Annotated in this window: 16 protein-coding genes; 11 read left to right on the top strand and 5 right to left on the bottom strand. The window is 70.5% G+C overall.

From position 1 onward, the window contains the following. Positions 1 to 253 precede the first annotated feature (253 nt). Complete coding sequence (locus LNW72_RS22380) at positions 254 to 2,065, bottom strand: bifunctional metallophosphatase/5'-nucleotidase (protein WP_250977034.1); 1,812 nt, start codon at positions 2,063 to 2,065, stop codon at positions 254 to 256. Positions 2,066 to 2,273: 208 nt separating this feature from the next. On the opposite strand from LNW72_RS22380, the gene LNW72_RS22375 reads away from it, so the two are divergent. The 9 genes from LNW72_RS22375 (at position 2,274) to pstB (ending at position 13,297) form a co-directional block, all read left to right on the top strand. Then, positions 2,274 to 3,626 carry an MFS transporter gene (locus LNW72_RS22375; RefSeq protein ID WP_250977033.1) on the top strand — a complete coding sequence of 451 codons (1,353 nt, stop codon included), beginning with the start codon at positions 2,274 to 2,276 and terminating at the stop codon, positions 3,624 to 3,626. A 104-nt stretch (positions 3,627 to 3,730) separates the two neighbouring features. After that, on the top strand, positions 3,731 to 4,660 hold the full coding sequence (gene mshD / locus LNW72_RS22370) for a mycothiol synthase (RefSeq protein WP_250977032.1): 930 nt from the start codon (positions 3,731 to 3,733) through the stop codon (positions 4,658 to 4,660). Between the two features lie 404 nt (positions 4,661 to 5,064). After that, positions 5,065 to 7,269, top strand: a complete 2,205-nt coding sequence (locus LNW72_RS22365) for an RNA degradosome polyphosphate kinase (RefSeq protein WP_250980260.1) — start codon at positions 5,065 to 5,067, stop codon at positions 7,267 to 7,269. Further along, complete coding sequence (locus LNW72_RS22360; RefSeq protein WP_374117310.1) at positions 7,250 to 8,473, top strand: CHAD domain-containing protein; 1,224 nt, start codon at positions 7,250 to 7,252, stop codon at positions 8,471 to 8,473. Before LNW72_RS22365 ends, LNW72_RS22360 begins: the two co-directional genes overlap by 20 nt. 6 nt (positions 8,474 to 8,479) lie before the next feature. Further along, positions 8,480 to 8,923 (top strand): NUDIX hydrolase, encoded by a 444-nt coding sequence (locus LNW72_RS22355; RefSeq protein WP_250977031.1) that lies wholly within the window; start codon positions 8,480 to 8,482, stop codon positions 8,921 to 8,923. Between the two features lie 284 nt (positions 8,924 to 9,207). After that, positions 9,208 to 10,335 carry a phosphate ABC transporter substrate-binding protein PstS gene (gene pstS, locus LNW72_RS22350; RefSeq protein WP_250977030.1) on the top strand — a complete coding sequence of 376 codons (1,128 nt, stop codon included), beginning with the start codon at positions 9,208 to 9,210 and terminating at the stop codon, positions 10,333 to 10,335. 93 nt (positions 10,336 to 10,428) lie between these two features. Beyond that, complete coding sequence (pstC, locus tag LNW72_RS22345; protein ID WP_250977029.1) at positions 10,429 to 11,409, top strand: phosphate ABC transporter permease subunit PstC; 981 nt, start codon at positions 10,429 to 10,431, stop codon at positions 11,407 to 11,409. Next, positions 11,406 to 12,479, top strand: a complete 1,074-nt coding sequence (gene pstA, locus LNW72_RS22340; RefSeq protein ID WP_250977028.1) for a phosphate ABC transporter permease PstA — start codon at positions 11,406 to 11,408, stop codon at positions 12,477 to 12,479. Before pstC ends, pstA begins: the two co-directional genes overlap by 4 nt. A 41-nt stretch (positions 12,480 to 12,520) precedes the next feature. Then, positions 12,521 to 13,297 carry a phosphate ABC transporter ATP-binding protein PstB gene (pstB, locus tag LNW72_RS22335; RefSeq protein WP_250977027.1) on the top strand — a complete coding sequence of 259 codons (777 nt, stop codon included), beginning with the start codon at positions 12,521 to 12,523 and terminating at the stop codon, positions 13,295 to 13,297. A 232-nt stretch (positions 13,298 to 13,529) separates the two neighbouring features. Here the strand turns inward: pstB and LNW72_RS22330 are convergent, their stop codons facing one another. Beyond that, on the bottom strand, positions 13,530 to 14,522 hold the full coding sequence (locus LNW72_RS22330; protein ID WP_250977026.1) for an inorganic phosphate transporter: 993 nt from the start codon (positions 14,520 to 14,522) through the stop codon (positions 13,530 to 13,532). Between the two features lie 6 nt (positions 14,523 to 14,528). Further along, a complete protein-coding gene (locus tag LNW72_RS22325) occupies positions 14,529 to 15,149 on the bottom strand; it encodes a DUF47 domain-containing protein (RefSeq protein WP_138358477.1) in 621 nt (206 codons plus the stop codon). A gap of 194 nt (positions 15,150 to 15,343) precedes the next feature. On the opposite strand from LNW72_RS22325, the gene LNW72_RS22320 reads away from it, so the two are divergent. Continuing rightward, entirely contained in the window at positions 15,344 to 15,706 is a 363-nt protein-coding gene (locus LNW72_RS22320; protein ID WP_250977025.1) for a metal-sensitive transcriptional regulator, read from the top strand. 163 nt (positions 15,707 to 15,869) lie between these two features. On the opposite strand, the gene LNW72_RS22315 is transcribed toward LNW72_RS22320, so the two are convergent. Both LNW72_RS22315 and LNW72_RS22310 read right to left on the bottom strand, forming a co-directional pair. Beyond that, complete coding sequence (locus LNW72_RS22315; protein WP_250977024.1) at positions 15,870 to 16,070, bottom strand: hypothetical protein; 201 nt, start codon at positions 16,068 to 16,070, stop codon at positions 15,870 to 15,872. 133 nt (positions 16,071 to 16,203) lie between these two features. Further along, entirely contained in the window at positions 16,204 to 17,070 is an 867-nt protein-coding gene (locus LNW72_RS22310; RefSeq protein ID WP_250977023.1) for a hypothetical protein, read from the bottom strand. Between the two features lie 196 nt (positions 17,071 to 17,266). Between LNW72_RS22310 and LNW72_RS22305 the strand changes: the two genes are divergently transcribed. Further along, complete coding sequence (locus LNW72_RS22305; RefSeq protein WP_250977022.1) at positions 17,267 to 17,428, top strand: hypothetical protein; 162 nt, start codon at positions 17,267 to 17,269, stop codon at positions 17,426 to 17,428. Positions 17,429 to 17,636 lie beyond the last annotated feature (208 nt).

The following is a 17,636-nucleotide window of genomic DNA, read 5'->3' as shown; positions in this document are numbered from 1 at the left end:
GCCTCCGCGCAATCGTCCTGGTCCGCCCGGCCGCCGGCCGCCTCCCAGCACAGTTCGAGCAGTTCCTCGAACCTTTCCTGGAACTCGGCGTTCCCCTTCAGGAACGCCTGGCGTGTCGATCAACTTCAGGCAGCCCATGCGCGGACCCTGCGACCCCGAGCAGCAGAAGGCCCGGGCCGCGGAAGGGTCTCTTTCCGCGGCCCGGGGGTCTGTTACGGCTACCCCGACGTTCTCAACTCCGGCGTGGGAACTACTACTTCACCACCGTGACCCGGTCGGCCGCCGGCGGCGCCAGCGGGCTGGCAGCCGACGAGTTGGCCGTCAGGTAGGCGTTGAGCGCAGCCAGGTCGTCGCCCCCCACCAGCGGGTTCTTCCCGGCGCCGAGAGCGGCGAACCCGTCCCCGCCGCCCGCCAGGAACGAGTTCATGGCGACGCGGTAGACACCAGCCGGATCGATCGGGACCCCGCCGAGCTTCACCGTGTCCGCGACGACGCGGTCCGCGCCCGTCTTCGTCAGGTCGAGCGTGTACGTCAGCCCCGACGACACCTGAAGGATCTTGGGCGATGCCTGGTTCGCCCCGCTGACCTGCTGCTGCAGAGCCGCGATGACCTGGGCGCCGGTGAGATCCGCGAGGTTCACCGTGTTGCTGAACGGCTGGACGGCGAAGCCCTCCCCGTAGGTGACGACGCCGGGGCCCTCGGTGCCCGAGGGCGCGTAGACGAGGTCGGTGCGGATGCCGCCCGGGTTCATGAGCGCGATCGCCGTCTTGGGGTCGAGCGTCTTGCCGTAGGCGAGCTGCGCGTCGGCGATGACGTCGCCGAGCGGCGACTCGTTGCCGTCGGCGTCGTTCGCCTTGATGTCGGCGCTGATGTAGCCGACCGTGCGGTTCGCGACCGGAGCGGCCAGCGCGCGCCAGTGGTCGACGAGCTTGGTGAGGTCCGCCGCCTTCGGCTGGACGCGGTCCACGACGTGGTTCGAGCCCTTGACCGACGTGCGGACGATGTCCTGGGTCCGGCGGTCGTACTTCATGTCCAGCTCGGTGAAGAGCCGGCCGAACGAGGAGGCGCTCGTCACCAGCCGCGGGTTGCCGGCCGGGTCGGGGATGGTGCAGACGTAGGCGTTGTGCGTGTGGCCGGTGACGAGGGCGTCCACGTCGGCCGAGGTCTTCTTGGCGATGTCGGCGATGGGCCCGGACAGCCCGGAACCGGGGCCGCCCGCATCGCAGTTGTAGTTGTACGCGGGCGACGCGGGGAAGCCGCCCTCGTGGATGAGCGCGACGACGGCGTTGATGCCCTTGCGCTTCAGTTCCTTGGTGTACTTGTTGATCGTCTCGGCCTCGTCGAGGAACTTGAGGCCCTTGACGCCGTCGGCGGAGACGATGTTCGGGGTGCCCTTGAGCGTGACGCCGATGAACCCGACGCGTACGCCGTTCACGTTCTGGATCGAGTAGGGCGCGAGCAGCGGTTTGCCGGTCTTCTCGTTGACGACGTTCGCCGAGAGGATCGGGTAGTCCGCGCCCTTGAACTTGCGGCCCTTCTCGTAGCAGCCGTCGGTCGGGTGGCAGCCGCCGTTCTGCAGCCGCAGCAGCTCGGCCTTGCCCTCGTCGAACTCGTGGTTGCCGACGCTGGTGACGTCCAGGCCGAGCTTGTTCATCGCCTCGACGGTCGGCTCGTCGTGGAAGAGCCCCGAGATCAGCGGGCTCGCCCCGACGATGTCACCGGCGGCGACGGTGATCGAGCGGTCGTGGCCCTTGCGGGCGGTGCGCAGGCTGGACGCCAGGTACTCGACGCCACCCGCGTCGATGGTCTTCGTGGTGCCGTCGGCCTGGAGTTCGGTGACCCGGCCGGACGAACCGGCGGGCGGCTCCAGGTTGCCGTGGAAGTCGTTCAGCGCGAGCAGCTGGAGGTCCACGGTGCGGCTGTCGTGGCCGCCGCCACCGTGGCCGTTCCCGCCGTGGCCGCCGCCGTAGCCACCGTGGCCGCTGTGCGCGGGCGCGGCGGCGGCGAGCGCGCCGATGGCCGCGAGCCCGGCGGCAGCGGCGGTCAATCTACGTGCCAGAGACATGGGTTCCCTCTGAGTCCTCAAGGTAAAGAGCCGTCCAGGTGTGGCCGATTTGGGGGAGCCTAGGGTCAACGCGCGTAGCGCGACAGGCGTTCGAGGGTTAAAAGCTGATTTCGACTCGCGGAACTCCGCGGAGCTCCGGCGGCCGGCCGTCGCTCCTCCCTCCACCCTCCGGCTCATCGTCCCAGTATGCGAAACACCCTGTCTCAGCATGCAGTACGGCGGCATAGTTGTGTGCACCACCGACCGAGGAGGCGCACCCAGCGATGCAGACGCCCAACTCCCCTCAGCCACCGGCCCGGACGTCCCAGCTGAGGCCCCGCTGACGCCCCCGCACGCGAAGCGCTGGCTGATGCTCGCCCTGGGGACCGCCGCGCAGACCTCGGCCTGCGCGTTCGTCTACGCGATCCCGTCCCTCGCCGACGAGCTGCGCTCCGCTGAGCACCTCACCCTCACGCAGGTCGGCCTGCTGGCCGCCTGCCCGACGGCGGGGCTGGTGCTGGCCCTGATCGCCTGGGGCGCCGCCGCCGACCGCTGGGGCGAGCGCGTCGTCATCTCCTCGGGGCTGGGGCTGGCGGCGGTGCTGCTCGGGGTGGCCACGACGATCGGCCCCATGACGGCGTTCGGCCTGGTCCTCGCCCTGGCGGGCGCGGCCTCGGCCTCCGTCTACTCGGCGAGCGGCCGGCTAGTGATGGGCTGGTTCGGCACCGGGGAGCGCGGGCTGGCCATGGGCATCCGGCAGACCTCCACGCCGCTCGGGATGGCGATGGCGGCGCTGACCATGCCGCCGATCGCCGCCGCGTACGGGGTGCGGGGCGCGATCGCGTTCCTCGCCGTGGTCTGCGGGGTGATCGCGGTCCTGATCGCCGTGTTCGCCGCCGACCCGGCCCGCGCCGCGAGGAGCGCGGGCACGGCCGTCCGTACCGCCAATCCGTACCGCGGTTCGAGGGTGCTGTGGCGCATCCACGGCTCCGGCGCGCTGCTGGTCGTCCCGCAGTTCACGGCGGGCGCCTTCGCGCTGGTGCTGCTGGTCGACGCACGCGGCTGGTCGCCGGTCGCGGCCGGGCAGCTGGTGGCGCTGGGCCAGGGGCTGGGCGCGGTCTCCCGGATCGTCGTGGGCCGCTGGTCGGACCGGGTCGGCAGCCGGATGCGGCCGATGCGGCAGCTCGCCCTGATCACCGCCGCGGTCATCGGGGCCACCGCGCTGACCGCGGCCTTCCCCTCCCCCCTCACCGACGTCGCCCTGGTCCTGGCCATCGGCATCACGGCCAGCACCAACGGGCTGTCCTTCACGGCCACCGCCGAGGGCGCCGGGCCCGCCTGGTCCGGGCGCGCGCTGGGCATCCACAACACCGGCCAGAACCTGACGGCCGCCCTGGTCCCGCCCGTCATCGGCGCCCTGATCACCGACGCCGGCTACTGGCCCGGCTTCGCCGTCGCCGGGGCCGCGGCCTGCGTCGCGGCCGTCCTCGTTCCGTCCCGTGACCCGGTGGCCGGCGAAGCGGACCTGTCCACGGCGGATACCACCGCGTTCGCAGGTGCTGGGGAGCCCTCCCAGCGGTGACGAGGGAGCCTGGCAGGCCTTCCCCCGCCTCCGGCGGGGGCACCCGTCCGCCAGGCGACGCCTGGGCCCCCACTATCCGCCGGACAGGCTCTACGCTCGGGTTCATGACCGACGCCGCGCAGCCCAGCACGCCCACCCGCCGGATCGAGACCGTGGACGCGCTCGCGCCCGACACCGCGCGGGACGTCCTCGCGCTCCTCGGCGAGGCGGCGGCGAGCGACGGGCAGTGGGCGGTCTCCGAGCAGGGCCGGCTCAATCTGCGCGGCGGCGCGCGCCCCGGTGTGCGGCACCTGCTGCTGTACGTGGGCGACGAGCTGGCCGGCTACGGGCAGCTCGAGGACACCGATCCGGTCGAACCGCCCGCCGCCGAATTCCTCATCAGCGCCTCCCGCCGCGCGCACGGCCACGGCCAGGCGCTCGGCCGGGCGCTGCTCGACACCAGCGGCAAGCGGCTGCGGGTGTGGGCGCACGGCGGCCACCCGGCCGCCCGGCACCTGGCCGTACAGCTCGGGCTGAGCCTGTTCCGGGAGCTGCGGCAGCTGCGCCGCCCGCTCGACGGCGGTCCCGCGCTGCCGGAGCCGGTGATCCCGGCGGGCATCACCGTACGGACCTTCGTCCCCGGGCAGGACGACGCCGCCTGGCTGGCGGTGAACGCCGCCGCGTTCGCCCATCACCCCGAGCAGGGCTCGCTCACCCAGCGTGACCTGGACGACCGCAAGGCCGAGCCGTGGTTCGACCCGGCGGGCTTCTTCCTCGCGGTCCGCGGGGATGACGTCGTCGGCTTCCACTGGACGAAGGTGCACCGCGCCGACCGGCTCGGCGAGGTGTACGTCGTCGGCGTCCACCCGGACGAGCAGGGCAGCGGCCTGGGCAAGGCGCTCACCGCGATCGGCCTGCGGCACCTCGCGGACCAGGAGAAGCTGCCCACCGCGATGCTCTACGTGGACGCGGACAACATCCCGGCCGTCACCGTCTACGAGCGGCTGGGCTTCACGACCCATGAGACGGACCTGATGTACCGCACGGAGAGCTGAGCCCGAGGTAGCGGACGGAGAGCTGGGCCCGAGGTACCGCACGGAGAGCTGAGCCCGAGGTACCGCACGCGATCCGGAGGTACCGCACCGCCGTCCTCCCGGCCCGCCCGACACCGGACCGGAATCGTTCCGAGCCGGTACTGAGACTTTGTGCACCACGGAGTCGCCCCCCGCTGTCCGGCCCGTCATGTTCTCGTTACCGCTGATTCAGACTGGCTTGCGAGCATCACGGAATGCAGCCCGCTGCCCCTCCCCCCAAGCCGCAGCACCCCCCACCGCCCGACCTGCCGCTTTCCCGTTCGGCACGGGACAATGAACGGACGGCGCCAGGGCGCTCCCCGAGGGCACCCGGCAGGCCGTACGACGTGTTCGACGTGCCGGAACCGGAGGAGGGCTCGTACTCCATGGCCTCGATGAATCAACCCGGTGTCCCCGGTCAGCCCAAAGCGGCAGGCACGGTCAGCACCGCATTCCGCCCCCAGGTCGTCCCGGACGTGGAGGCCGCCGTCGGCCCCGCCACCGAGGGTGAAGCCGACGGTGATCTCCCCCAGGGCCGCTTCCTGGACCGGGAGCGCAGCTGGCTCGCGTTCAACGAACGCGTGCTGGAACTCGCCGAGGACCCGGCCACGCCGCTCCTCGAACGGGCTAACTTCCTCGCGATCTTCGCCAGCAACCTCGACGAGTTCTTCATGGTCCGCGTCGCCGGTCTCAAGCGCCGCATGGCGACGGGTGTCGCCACCCGTTCGGCCTCCGGCCTGCAGCCCCGCGACGTACTGGACCTGATCCTCACCCGGTCCCGCGAGCTCATGGCCCGGCACGCCGCCTGCTTCCAGAACGACATCGCACCGCAGCTGGCCGACGAGGGCATACACGTCATCCGCTGGGCGGAGCTCACGGAGAAGGAGCAGGCCCGCCTGTTCACCCTCTTCCGCCAGCAGATCTTCCCCGTGCTGACGCCGCTGGCCGTCGACCCGGCGCACCCGTTCCCGTACATCTCCGGCCTGTCCCTGAACCTGGCCGTCGTCGTCCGCAACCCGGTCTCCGGGCACGAGCACTTCGCCCGGGTGAAGGTGCCGCCGATCCTCTCCCGCTTCCTCGAGGCGAGCCCGCAGCGCTACGTCCCGCTGGAAGACGTCATCGCCGCGCACCTGGAGGAGCTCTTCCCCGGGATGGAGGTCCTGGACCACCACATGTTCCGGGTCACCCGCAACGAGGACCTGGAGGTGGAGGAGGACGACACCGAGAACCTGCTCCAGGCCCTGGAGCGGGAACTGATGCGGCGCCGCTTCGGGCCGCCGGTGCGCCTCGAAGTGGAAGAATCGATTGCTCCGCGGGTGCTCGACCTGCTCGTGCACGAGCTGAAGATGAAGCACACCGAGGTCTATCCGCTGCCCGGCCCGCTCGACCTGACCGGGCTGTTCGCGATAGCGGGCCTGGACCGGCCGGAGCTGAAGTACCCCAAGTACATCGCCGGCACCCACCGCGACCTGGCCGAGGTCGAATCGGCGTCGGCGCCCGACATCTTCGCGGCGCTGCGCGAACGCGATGTGCTGCTGCACCACCCGTACGACTCCTTCTCGACCTCCGTCCAGACCTTCCTGGACCAGGCGGCGGCCGACCCGGACGTACTGGCGATCAAGCAGACGCTGTACCGCACCTCCGGCGACTCCCCGATCGTGGACGCGCTCATCGACGCGGCCGAGGCGGGCAAGCAGGTCCTCGTCCTCGTCGAGATCAAGGCCCGCTTCGACGAGCAGGCCAACATCAAGTGGGCCCGGAAGCTGGAAGAGGCGGGCTGCCACGTCGTCTACGGCCTGGTAGGGCTGAAGACGCACTGCAAGCTGTCGCTCGTGGTCCGCCAGGAGGGCGACACGCTGCGCCGCTACAGCCACATCGGCACCGGCAACTACCACCCCAAGACCGCACGGCTCTACGAGGACCTGGGGCTGCTCACCGCCGACCCGCAGGTCGGCGCGGACCTCTCGCACCTGTTCAACCGGCTGTCGGGCTACTCGCGCCGCGAGGTCTACAACCGGCTGCTGGTCGCGCCCCGCAACCTCCGTGACGGCCTGGTCTCCCGGATCATGGAGGAGATCACCCACCACCGGGCCGGGCGCCCCGCGTACATCCGCATGAAGCTCAACTCCATCGTCGACGAAGGAATCATCGACGCCCTCTACCGCGCCTCGCAGGCCGGTGTGCCCGTCGACATATGGGTACGCGGCATCTGCGCGGTCCGGCCGGGTGTCGCCGGACTCTCGGAGAACATCCGGGTCCGCAGCACCCTGGGCCGGTTCCTCGAACACTCCAGGGTGTTCATCTTCGGCAACGGTGGCGAACCCGAAGTCTGGTTCGGCAGCGCCGACATGATGCACCGTAACCTCGACCGCCGCATCGAGGCGCTGGTCAGGGTCGCCGACCCGGCCCACCGCGCCACCCTCAACCGCCTGCTGGAGACCGGGACCGCGGACGACACCGCGTCCTGGCACCTCGCGGCGGACGGGAACTGGACCCGGCACGGCACCGGCCCCGACGGCCAGCCGCTGCGCAATGTCCAGGAGATGCTCATCGACGCCCGGAGGCGCCGGCGTGGCCCAGCGACACCGTGACACCGCGTACGCCCAGGCCGGCCAGCCGGCAATCGTCCTCGACGGGAAGCCGGCCGGCGCGGCCGCCCTCGGCGCGCTGAGCGCCGGGGAGGTGGTCTCCGGCTACCTCCATGAGCAGGCGTCCACGTTTTTGCGCGCGCTCAGCCTGCGCGCCGAGGACGAGGAGGCCGCCGGCCTGCTGCTGCGCCGGTCCGCCCGCCGGATCGCCGCGACCCTGCACACGTACGGCACGCTCACCGACCCGGGCTGGGCCGATCCGCTGCGCACCGAGCTCGGCTGGGTCTCGACGTCCCTGGCCCATGAGCACCAGTACGCGGCCCGGCTCGCCCGGCTGCTGTCCGCCCTGCACCGGCTGGCCTCGGAACCCGACCAGCCGGCCCTCGACACGGGCGACCCCGGCAATCCCGACGACCCGGCCCTGCCCGCGGAGCCCGCCATCGGCACGCAGGGGCCGCTGGCCGTCGGGGCGGCCCGCGCGGGCGCGCTGCTGGAACGGCAGCTGACGCTGGCGCGCACCCGGGCGCACTCCGCCGCACTGCAGGCGCTGGGCTCGTCGCGGTTCCACGCGGTGGCCGACGCCGTGGCCGTACTGGCCTCCGAGGTGCCGCTGACCGCGGCGGCCGACGCACCCGCCGCCGTGCGGCTGCCCCCGCTCGCGGGGCTGGCGCACCACCGGCTCTCCGAGGCGGCGGCCGCGCTGCCGCTGGCGCGCGCCGGACACCCGTACAACGCGGACGCCGTGCGCGCCGCGCTCGGCCCGGAGCTGACCAGCGACCTGCAGGACGCACCGTGGCACCAGGCCCGCACCCTGCTGCGGCTCAGCCGCTACGCCGCCGAGGTCTGCCCACCGGACGAACCCGCCGCCCACGGCTCGAGCGGCTCCGACGCCGCCCGGGATGCCGCTGCTGGCACCGGTGAGAGCCTGCACGACCGGCTCAAGACCGCGGCCCGGCTGCTGGAGGGGCACCGGGAGGCCGCCGAGTCCGCCAACGCCGTGGCGACCGCCGCCCGCACCCCGCGGATCGCCCCGGCCACCGCGTACGCGCTGGGCGTGCTCCACGCCGACCAGCGCCAGGAGGTCGAGGCGGCCCGCTTCGCCTTCGCCCGGCTCTGGCAGCGCACCTCGGTGCCGTCCGGCGCCGTCCCAGCCGTCCCAGTTGTCTCAGCTGTCCCCGTTACCCCCGCCGTCCCCGGTTCGAGGTGAGCCACGATGCTGCGTTCCCCGGGGGAGCCATCCCCCGTCCTGGCCGCCGGCGCGGTCCTCTGGCGCCGTTCGCCCCATGACGACGGCGTGGAGATCGCGCTGATCCACCGCCCCAAGTACGACGACTGGTCGCACCCGAAGGGCAAGCTCAAACGCGGTGAGGACCCGGTGGCCGCCGCGCTGCGGGAGGTCCGCGAGGAGACCGGCATGGAGTGCGTGCTCGGCGCGCCGCTGCCGACCGCCCGCTATCTCGCCGACGGACGCCCCAAGGAGGTCCGCTACTGGGCCGCCGAGGCCGTCAGCGGCACCTTCGCCGTCAATGACGAGGTCGACCGGCTCATCTGGCTCCCCCCGGCGGCGGCACGCAACCGTCTCACCCACGAACGCGACCGCCCGCTCGTCGACGCCATGCTGCGGGCCATCCGGCCCGGCGCCGCCCGGCGGCGGTAGCCGGCCCGCCCCCCGACCAGCCCTGACCAACTCTGACCAGGGCTTTCCCGGGTCGACACCATGCGTCACAGGAATCCCTCGGGCCCCGCGGAGCGGCATCGGCGACAGCCCGCCCCGCACTGATAGACGAGGTTCACCTTGCGTTCACCCTCTCCCGTTGGTCGATTCACTTCCCCTGCCTAATTTCGGCCTTACCGGTGAGCATCACGCTGCGCCGGGTGGATGCAGACCTCCATACCTCTGCTTCGCCGTCCACCGGCGGGCTCCTGGAAGGAACACAGAAGGTGAAGCTTTCCCGTAACAGCGGACTGCGCGCCCTGACCGTCGGCGCGGTCGCGGTTTCCAGCGCGTTGGTCCTGACCGCCTGTGGTTCCGACAACAACACTTCGCCCGGCGACGCCAAGACCTCCGACGCCGCGAAGAGCTCCATCGCCTGCGCCAAGGGCGGCCAGCTGCTCGCCTCCGGCTCCAGCGCGCAGAAGAACGCGATGGACGTCTGGGTCAAGAACTACATGGCGGCGTGCCCCGGCACGAACATCAACTACAAGAGCTCGTCCTCGGGCGAGGGCGTCACCCAGTTCAACCAGGGTGCCGTCAGCATCGCGGGCTCCGACTCCCCGCTGAAGCCCGAAGAGGTCACCGCCTCGAAGACGATCTGCAAGGGCGGCCAGGGCATCGACCTCCCGATGGTCGGCGGCCCGATCGCGATCGGCTACCACCTGCCGGGCGTCGACAACCTGGTCCTGGACGCGCCGACCCTCGCGAAGATCTTCAACTCGACGATCACCAAGTGGGACGACGAGGCGATCAAGAAGCTCAACCCGACCGCCAAGCTCCCCAGCAGCAACATCCAGGCGTTCCACCGCTCGACGGACTCGGGCACCACGGACAACCTGACCAAGTACTTCAACGCGACGGCCAAGGCCGAGTGGCCCTACGAGCACGCGAAGGCGTGGAAGGGCAAGGGCGGCCAGTCCGCCCCCGGCTCCGCCGACATCGCCTCGAACGTGAAGCAGGCCGAGGGCACCATCGGCTACTTCGAGCTGTCGTTCGCCACCGCGAACAACCTGCAGACGGTCAAGCTCGCCACCGGCGCCGCTGCCCCCGTCGCGGCCAGCTCGGAGAACGCCTCCAAGGCCATCGCCGAGGCCAAGGTCACCGGCACCGGCACCGACCTGTCGCTGAAGCTCGCCTACGACACGAAGGCCGAGGGCGCCTACCCGCTGGCCCTCGTCACGTACGAGATCGCCTGCGACAAGGGCAACAAGGCCGACACGCTCGAGCTCGCGAAGTCCTTCCTCACCTACATCGCGAGCGAGGACGGCCAGAAGGGCCTCTCCGGCATCGGCTACGCCCCGCTGCCGACGGAGATCGCCACCAAGGTCCGCGCCCAGATCGCGACCCTCTCCTAGTACGCGCGGCCGGCCCCGTACCGCACGGGGCCGGCCGCACATCCGGTGCACCGCCGCCGGGGGAGCCATCCCCCACCCAGACCGGAGAACCTCATGGACATAACACCGACAGACACGGCACTGCCTCCCCCCTCCCGGGGTTCCGTCACCCGCATCGGAGACCGCGTGTTCAGCGGTCTCGCCCGCGGGTCCGGCATCTTCCTCCTGGTCGTCATGGCCTCGATCGCGGTCTTCCTCACGATCCGCGCGACGCACGCCATCTCCCAGGACCACGCGAACTTCTTCACCAGCTTCGAATGGGACGCCAACGCGACCCCGCCGGTCTTCGGCATCGGCGTCCTGATCTACGGCACGATCGTCAGCTCCGTGATCGCGATGGGCCTCGCGGTCCCGGTCGCGGTCGGCATCGCGCTGTTCATCTCGCACTACGCGCCGCGCCGGCTGGCCACCCCGCTCGCCTACGTCGTCGACCTCCTCGCCGCGATCCCGAGCATCATCTACGGCCTGTGGGGCGCGATCTACCTCGTGCCGCACCTGAAGGGCCTGAACCTCTGGCTCGACGAGTACCTCGGCTGGACCGGAGTCTTCGACAAGACCGACCCCGAGGGCGCGGCCCGTTCGCTCTTCACCGTCGGCATCCTGCTGGCGATCATGATCCTGCCGATCATCACCAACGTCAGCCGTGAGGTCTTCCGGCAGGTGCCGAAGATGCACGAGGAAGCGGCGCTCGCGCTCGGCGCGACCCGCTGGGAAGTCATCCGGATGTCGGTGCTGCCGTTCGCCCGCTCCGGAATCATCAGCGCCTCGATGCTCGGCCTCGGCCGCGCGCTGGGCGAGACGATGGCCGTGGCCACGGTCCTGTCGGCCTCCCCGGTGCTGTCCGCGAAGCTCCTCGACCCGGTCGGCGGGACCTTCGCGCAGAACATCGCCGCCAAGTTCGGCGAGGCGTCACCGTTCGGACGTGACGCGCTGATCGCCTCCGGCCTCGTCCTGTTCGTCATCACGCTGCTGGTGAACGGCGCGGCCCGCCTGATCATCGCCCGCCGCAAGGAGTACTCGGGGGCCAACGCATGAGCCACACCATCGCCGACAAGGCGCCCGTCGCGGTCCCGGCGACCCGCCGGCTGTCGCAGCGCCGGATGCCCCGCTGGGCACCGGCCGCCATCGCCGCCGCCGCGATCCTGCTCGGCATCGGCATCGGCCTCGCGGCCGGGCTGGAGAGCCGGATCCAGTGGGGCATGATCGCGCTGCTGCTCTTCGTGGCCGGCACCTACGCGGTGACCACGGCCGTCGAGGGCCGCCGGCAGGCCAAGGACCGCGTCGTCACCAGCCTCGTCTGGGCCTGCTTCATCGTGGCCATCGTGCCGCTGTACTCGCTGATCGCGACGACGATCTCCAAGGGCCTCAAGGTCCTGGACGGCAACTTCCTGAGCCACTCGATGGGCGGGGTCATCACGATCCAGCCCGGCGGCGGCATCTACCACGCGATCATCGGCACCATCGAGCAGGTCGGCATCGCGACGCTGATCGCCACCCCGATCGGTCTGCTGACGGCGGTCTACCTGGTCGAGTACGGCAAGGGCAAGCTCGCCAAGGCCGTCACGTTCTTCGTGGACGTCATGACCGGCATCCCGTCGATCGTCGCCGGTCTGTTCATCCTGACCGTGTGGGTCCTGATGCTGGGCAACGGCCCGTCCGGCTTCGCCGGCTCGATGGCCCTGACGATCCTGATGCTGCCGGTCGTGGTCCGCTCGACCGAGGAGATGCTCAAGCTCGTTCCGAACGAGCTGCGCGAGGCGTCCCTCGCGCTGGGCGTCCCGAAGTGGCGCACCATCCTCAAGGTGGTCCTGCCCACGGCCATCGGCGGCATCACGACCGGCGTCATGCTGGCCGTCGCCCGCATCACCGGCGAGACCGCGCCGATCATGCTGCTGGTCTTCGGCAGCCAGATCATCAACAACAACCCCTTCGAGGGTGGTCAGTCTTCCCTGTCGTACTACGTCTTCGAGCAGTTCCAGAACGGCAACGACGCGTCCTACGACCGAGCCTGGGCCGCGGCCCTGGTACTGATCGCCTTCGTCATGATCCTGAACATGGTGGCTCGCGGCATCGCCCGCTGGAAGGCCCCCAAGACCGGTCGCTGACGCGACTACCCCCAGCGACATTTCGGATTGAGAGCCCCACCATGGCCAAGCGCATCGACGTAAGCGGCCTCTCCGCTTACTACGGCAACCACAAAGCGATCGACGACATCTCGATGACCGTCGAGCCCCGCTCCGTGACGGCCTTCATCGGCCCGTCCGGCTGCGGCAAGTCCACCTTCCTGCGGACCTTGAACCGGATGCACGAGGTCACCCCCGGTGGCCGCGTCGAGGGCAAGGTCATGCTGGACGACGAGAACCTCTACGCGTCGGGCGTCGACCCGGTCGCGGTCCGCCGGACCGTCGGCATGGTCTTCCAGCGCCCGAACCCGTTCCCCACCATGTCGATCTTCGACAACGTGGCGGCCGGCCTCAAGCTCAACGGCATGCGCCGCAAGAGCGAGCTGGAGAACGTCGTCGAGAAGTCCCTCAAGGGCGCCAACCTCTGGAACGAGGTCAAGGACCGGCTGAACAAGCCCGGCTCCGGCCTCTCCGGCGGCCAGCAGCAGCGCCTCTGCATCGCCCGCGCCATCGCGGTCGAGCCGCAGGTCCTGCTGATGGACGAGCCCTGCTCGGCGCTCGACCCGATCTCCACCCTCGCGATCGAGGACCTGATCGGCGAGCTGAAGGCGCGCTTCACGATCGTGATCGTGACGCACAACATGCAGCAGGCGGCGCGCGTCTCCGACCGCACGGCCTTCTTCAACCTGTCGGCCATCGGCCAGCCCGGCAAGCTCATCGAGCTGGACGACACCGAGCGGATCTTCTCCAACCCGTCGGTCCAGGCCACGGAGGACTACATCTCCGGCCGCTTCGGCTAGGCCGGCACCTGACCCCTCGCGAGCCGAAGGGCGCGCCGGTGTCGAAAGCGACGAGACCAAGCGAGGTACGAGCGCAGCGTCGAGGAGCGTCGACACCGGGTCAAGCGCCCGGAGGCGAGTGAGGAACAACAGCCCTGCGGTGCTGCATGGCGGTGCCACCGCAAGGCGAAGGGCCCGCCCCCGTGAGGGGGGCGGGCCCATTTCTTTTGTGCTGGTGCGTGCTGCCTGCCGGTCAGAAGATCAGTGCGATGATCCAGTAGCAGACGGCGGCGACGATGGCCGCGGCCGGCATCGTGATGAACCAGCCGGCCACGATGTTCTTGGCGACACCCCAGCGCACGGCCTTGACCCGCTTCGTCGCGCCGACACCCATGATCGCCGAGGTGATCACATGCGTCGTCGAGACCGGGGCCTGGAAGACGTACGAGGTCGTGTACAGGATCGAGGCGGCGGTCGTCTCGGCCGCGAAGCCCTGCGGCGGGTCCAGCTCGATGATGCGGCGCCCCAGCGTCCGCATGATCCGCCAGCCGCCGGCGTACGTGCCGAGCGACAGCATCGCCGCGCACGCGAACTTCACCCAGGTCGGGATCGAGTCGCCGTTCTGCACATCGGCGATGGTCAGGGCCATCACCACGACGCCCATCGTCTTCTGCGCGTCCTGCAGACCGTGGCCCAGCGCCATCGCCGCCGCCGAGACCGTCTGCGCGATCCGGAAACCGCGCTTGGCCTTGTGCGGGTTGGACTTACGGAACATCCACAGGATGGCGAGCATCACCAGATAGCCGACCACCAGGCCGACCACCGGCGACAGGAACATCGGGATGACGACCTTGTCGAGCACCCCCGACCAGATGACGGTGATGCCGCCCGCGAGGGCCGCGCCGACCATCCCGCCGAACAGCGCGTGGCTGGAACTCGACGGTAGTCCGAAGTACCAGGTGACCAGGTTCCATACGATCGCGCCCACCAGGGCCGCGAACAGGACGGCCATCCCGGACCGTCCCTGCGGCGTCTCGATGAGCCCCTTGCTGACCGTCTTGGCCACGCCGCTGCCGAGGAAGGCACCGGCCAGGTTCATGACGGCGGCCATGGCGAGCGCCGCCTTCGGCGTCAGCGCGCGCGTCGACACCGACGTGGCGATGGCGTTCGCCGAGTCGTGGAACCCGTTCGTGTAGGTGAATCCGAGCGCGACGCCAATGGTCACGATCAGTGCAAAGGTGTCCACAGAAGGTCAGGACTCCTTGACCGCGATGGTCTCCACGGTGTTCGCGACATGCTCGAACGCGTCCGCGGCCTCTTCCAGTACGTCCACGATCTGCTTGAGCTTCAGCACGTCCATGGCGTCGTACTTGCCGTTGAACAGGTGTGCGAGCAGCTTGCGGTGGACCTGGTCCGCCTGGTTCTCCAGGCGGTTGATCTCGATCCAGTACTCGGTGAGGTTGGACATCGTCCGCAGGTTCGGCATCGCCTCGGCGGTCAGCACCGCTGCCCGCGCCAGCACCTCGATCTGCTGCTCGACACCCTTCGGCAGCTCGTCCACCTGGTAGAGAACGACGAGGTCGACGGCCTCTTCCATGTAATCCATGATGTCGTCGAGACACGATGCGAGGTTGTAGATGTCCTCACGGTCGAACGGGGTGATGAAGGAGGAGTTCAGCTGGTGGAAGATCGCGTGGGTCGCGTCGTCCCCCGCGTGCTCCGCCGCCCGCATCCGTTCGGCGATCTCGATACGCGTGGCCGAATCGGCCCCGAGCAGTTCCATGAGGAGCTTCGAACCTGTGACGATGTTGTCCGCGGATGCGGCGAACATGTCATAGAAGCTCGTCTCCCTGGGGGTCAGACGAAAGCGCACGTGAGGTCCTCGGGGTGCATCGGATTCGGTCTCGTCAGGTCTCGTTGATGCTAGGCGCATCATCCGGCCACGGCTAACCGGCGTCACCCAGTGTCGCCCATCGGACAGACTGCCCCTCACCGGGGATCCGTCGTACAAGGTACCGATTCGGTAAGATATACCCACCAGGGGTATTTTCGGGCAGGGAGAGCGGGATGACGACCACCGAGACCGACCAGGCCCACGAGGCCGCGGAGACCGTGCCGAGCACCGCGGCACCGCACAGCCCGCCCGGCCCGCACGGCTACAGCAACCACAAGGACGCCCACCTCAAGCGGCTGCGCCGGATCGAGGGTCAGATCCGCGGACTCCAGCGCATGGTGGAGGAGGACGTCTACTGCATCGATGTCCTCACACAGGTTTCGGCCTGTACCAAGGGCCTGCAGTCCTTCGCCCTCCAGCTGCTGGAGGAGCACCTGCGGCACTGCGTCGCCGCGGCCGCCGCCGAGGGCGGGCCCCAGATCGACGACAAGGTCGCCGAAGCGACCGCGGCCATAGCCCGGTTGCTGCGCACCTGAGCCCCGGCCGGCAGCCGGGCCCGTAGCGTTCCCACGGACCCGGCCGGCGACCGAGACGAATATCTCCACGGTGGTCCGGTGCTGCGCTCATGCGGTGCTGCGGTCATACGGCGCTGCGGTTGTTCGGTGCTGCGGTCGTTCGGTGCTGCGGTCGTTCGGTGGTTCAGCTCGGGCGCCGGGCCGCCTGTGCGGGGATCCGCACCGACTGACGCTCCGTCGTCCGGTCCACTTCGAGCACCTCGTCGATCCGGGCGAAGCTCAACCGCTCCTCACCGGCGGCGGAAGCCGCGATCATCAGCTCGCCGCACAGCTCGATCTCCGCGAGGGCCACGAAGTCCTGACTCGGACCGTTATGCGTAGACATGTGCGTTTCGCGAGACAAAGCCACGTGCACCACCTCCTCGTCCTCGAGCAGTGGCCGGTTTCATCGGCCACTGGTCAGAGTAGGCACCCGCACACGGTCCGCGCATGGCACGGAAGGACCATTTCGCCCACCGTCATTTCGGAGGTGCAGTAACGATCTTCCCGTTGTAAATATCGGCCGGTTTCGGCAGAACGACGGTCACCGGCGTACCGAACGCGTCGAACAACGTGGTCGACGTCACCGTCACATCGCTCGGCGCGGACGGCCTGGCCGCGCCCGCCGCACCCGCCGCACCGCTGAACGTGAAGCGCTGGCTGACCTTCCGCGGCCGCCCCTGCGCGTCGAGGTACACATCGAACGGCACCTGCGTCACGGAGAATCCCCTGGCCGCCGCCGCGAGCGGCTGCCGGGCGGCCGGCGAGGCGCCGCGGGCCGCGCGGGCGATGTCCGTCACCCCCCGGAAGTGCCGCACCTTCACCCCGTGGAACATCTCGTCGCCGACCAGCTCCACCTTCTGCGCCCCGCGCAGGAGTTCGGCCGCCGCCAGCGGATCGGTCGCGCCGCCGGTCACGAGGTTGCCGTCGGACAGCCGCGTGGTGTCCACCCGCACCCACTTGTCGGCGGGCACGCCGGCGCCGCGGTCCTTCATGTACAGCGACCCCGGCGTCAGCAGCTCGGTGACCGGGTGGTGCTCCTCGGCCCCGGCGGCGTCCTTGGGGAGGGTGACCCGCAGCTCGCCCCGGCCCTTGCCGTAGTCGAAACCGCCGGCCCCGGTGATCACCACCCGGGTCCCGCCGCTCGCCATCTCCATCGACGTGCTGACCTTCGAACTCCCCGCCCGGATCAGGGCGTCGGCCGCCCGGCGCACGGATTCGCCGGAGTCCGCCCCCAGTCCGTCGGCGGCCGCGCCGTCCCCGGCACAGCCGGTCAGCACCGTCACCCCGCACACGAACCCCGCCGCGGCGGCGGCCGTCATCATCCGCCTGCGCTGCATCACCATCGCCCGCTACCCCCTGGGAATCCCGCCACCGGCCTCGCCCGGCTAACGACGGGCCGCCCGCCCCCGTAACGGCGCCCGCCCCGAAGCGCGGGGGAAGCCCGGGTCGCACGGGAGCGCGCGAGGGAGCGGCCACCGGCCGCGAGCGGGTGGAGTCAACCCCTCCACGACCCGCCGCCGTGTCCCGTACCGTGGTTGTGTGCTCATCCAGCCCATCGCCGCCCCGTCCGGAACCCACCACACGACGGTCACCGACCAGGGCTCCTTCGCCAGCGCCCGCTGTTCCTGCGGTTGGAAGGGTCCCGCCCGCCGAGCCCGCGACCGTGCCCGCCGGGACGCCGAGGCCCACACGGGCGGATGACGCCCCCGAGGTCCCCGCCGTCCCCTGTCGGTTCTCCCGGCGCATCCTCCCCGGCCTGGACTCCCCCGGCCCGCGCCACTCGCGCCCATTCCGGCACCCGCACCCTTTTCCAGCACTCGCACCCTTTTCCAGCACTCGCACCCTTCCGGCACCCGCGGCCCCTTGCGTACGGCACGCGGCGGGTAGGAGGGTGAGCAGTCGCCCGCCG

The sequence above is a fragment of the Streptomyces sp. RKAG293 genome, assembly GCF_023701745.1.
Taxonomy (GTDB): domain Bacteria; phylum Actinomycetota; class Actinomycetes; order Streptomycetales; family Streptomycetaceae; genus Actinacidiphila.
Note: the sequence above shows the minus strand (reverse complement) of the source record. Positions and strands in the feature narration are given on the sequence as shown.

Bases quoted from the DNA above. Each gene is read 5' to 3' on its own strand.
- LNW72_RS22380 (WP_250977034.1), bottom strand. From the start codon at position 2,065: ATGTCTCTGGCACGTAGATTGACCGCCGCTGCCGCCGGGCTCGCGGCC.
- LNW72_RS22375 (WP_250977033.1), top strand. From the start codon at position 2,274: ATGCAGTACGGCGGCATAGTTGTGTGCACCACCGACCGAGGAGGCGCA.
- mshD (WP_250977032.1), top strand. From the start codon at position 3,731: ATGACCGACGCCGCGCAGCCCAGCACGCCCACCCGCCGGATCGAGACC.
- LNW72_RS22365 (WP_250980260.1), top strand. From the start codon at position 5,065: ATGGCCTCGATGAATCAACCCGGTGTCCCCGGTCAGCCCAAAGCGGCA.
- LNW72_RS22355 (WP_250977031.1), top strand. From the start codon at position 8,480: ATGCTGCGTTCCCCGGGGGAGCCATCCCCCGTCCTGGCCGCCGGCGCG.
- pstC (WP_250977029.1), top strand. From the start codon at position 10,429: ATGGACATAACACCGACAGACACGGCACTGCCTCCCCCCTCCCGGGGT.
- pstA (WP_250977028.1), top strand. From the start codon at position 11,406: ATGAGCCACACCATCGCCGACAAGGCGCCCGTCGCGGTCCCGGCGACC.
- pstB (WP_250977027.1), top strand. From the start codon at position 12,521: ATGGCCAAGCGCATCGACGTAAGCGGCCTCTCCGCTTACTACGGCAAC.
- LNW72_RS22320 (WP_250977025.1), top strand. From the start codon at position 15,344: ATGACGACCACCGAGACCGACCAGGCCCACGAGGCCGCGGAGACCGTG.
- LNW72_RS22315 (WP_250977024.1), bottom strand. From the start codon at position 16,070: ATGTCTACGCATAACGGTCCGAGTCAGGACTTCGTGGCCCTCGCGGAG.
- LNW72_RS22310 (WP_250977023.1), bottom strand. From the start codon at position 17,070: ATGGTGATGCAGCGCAGGCGGATGATGACGGCCGCCGCCGCGGCGGGG.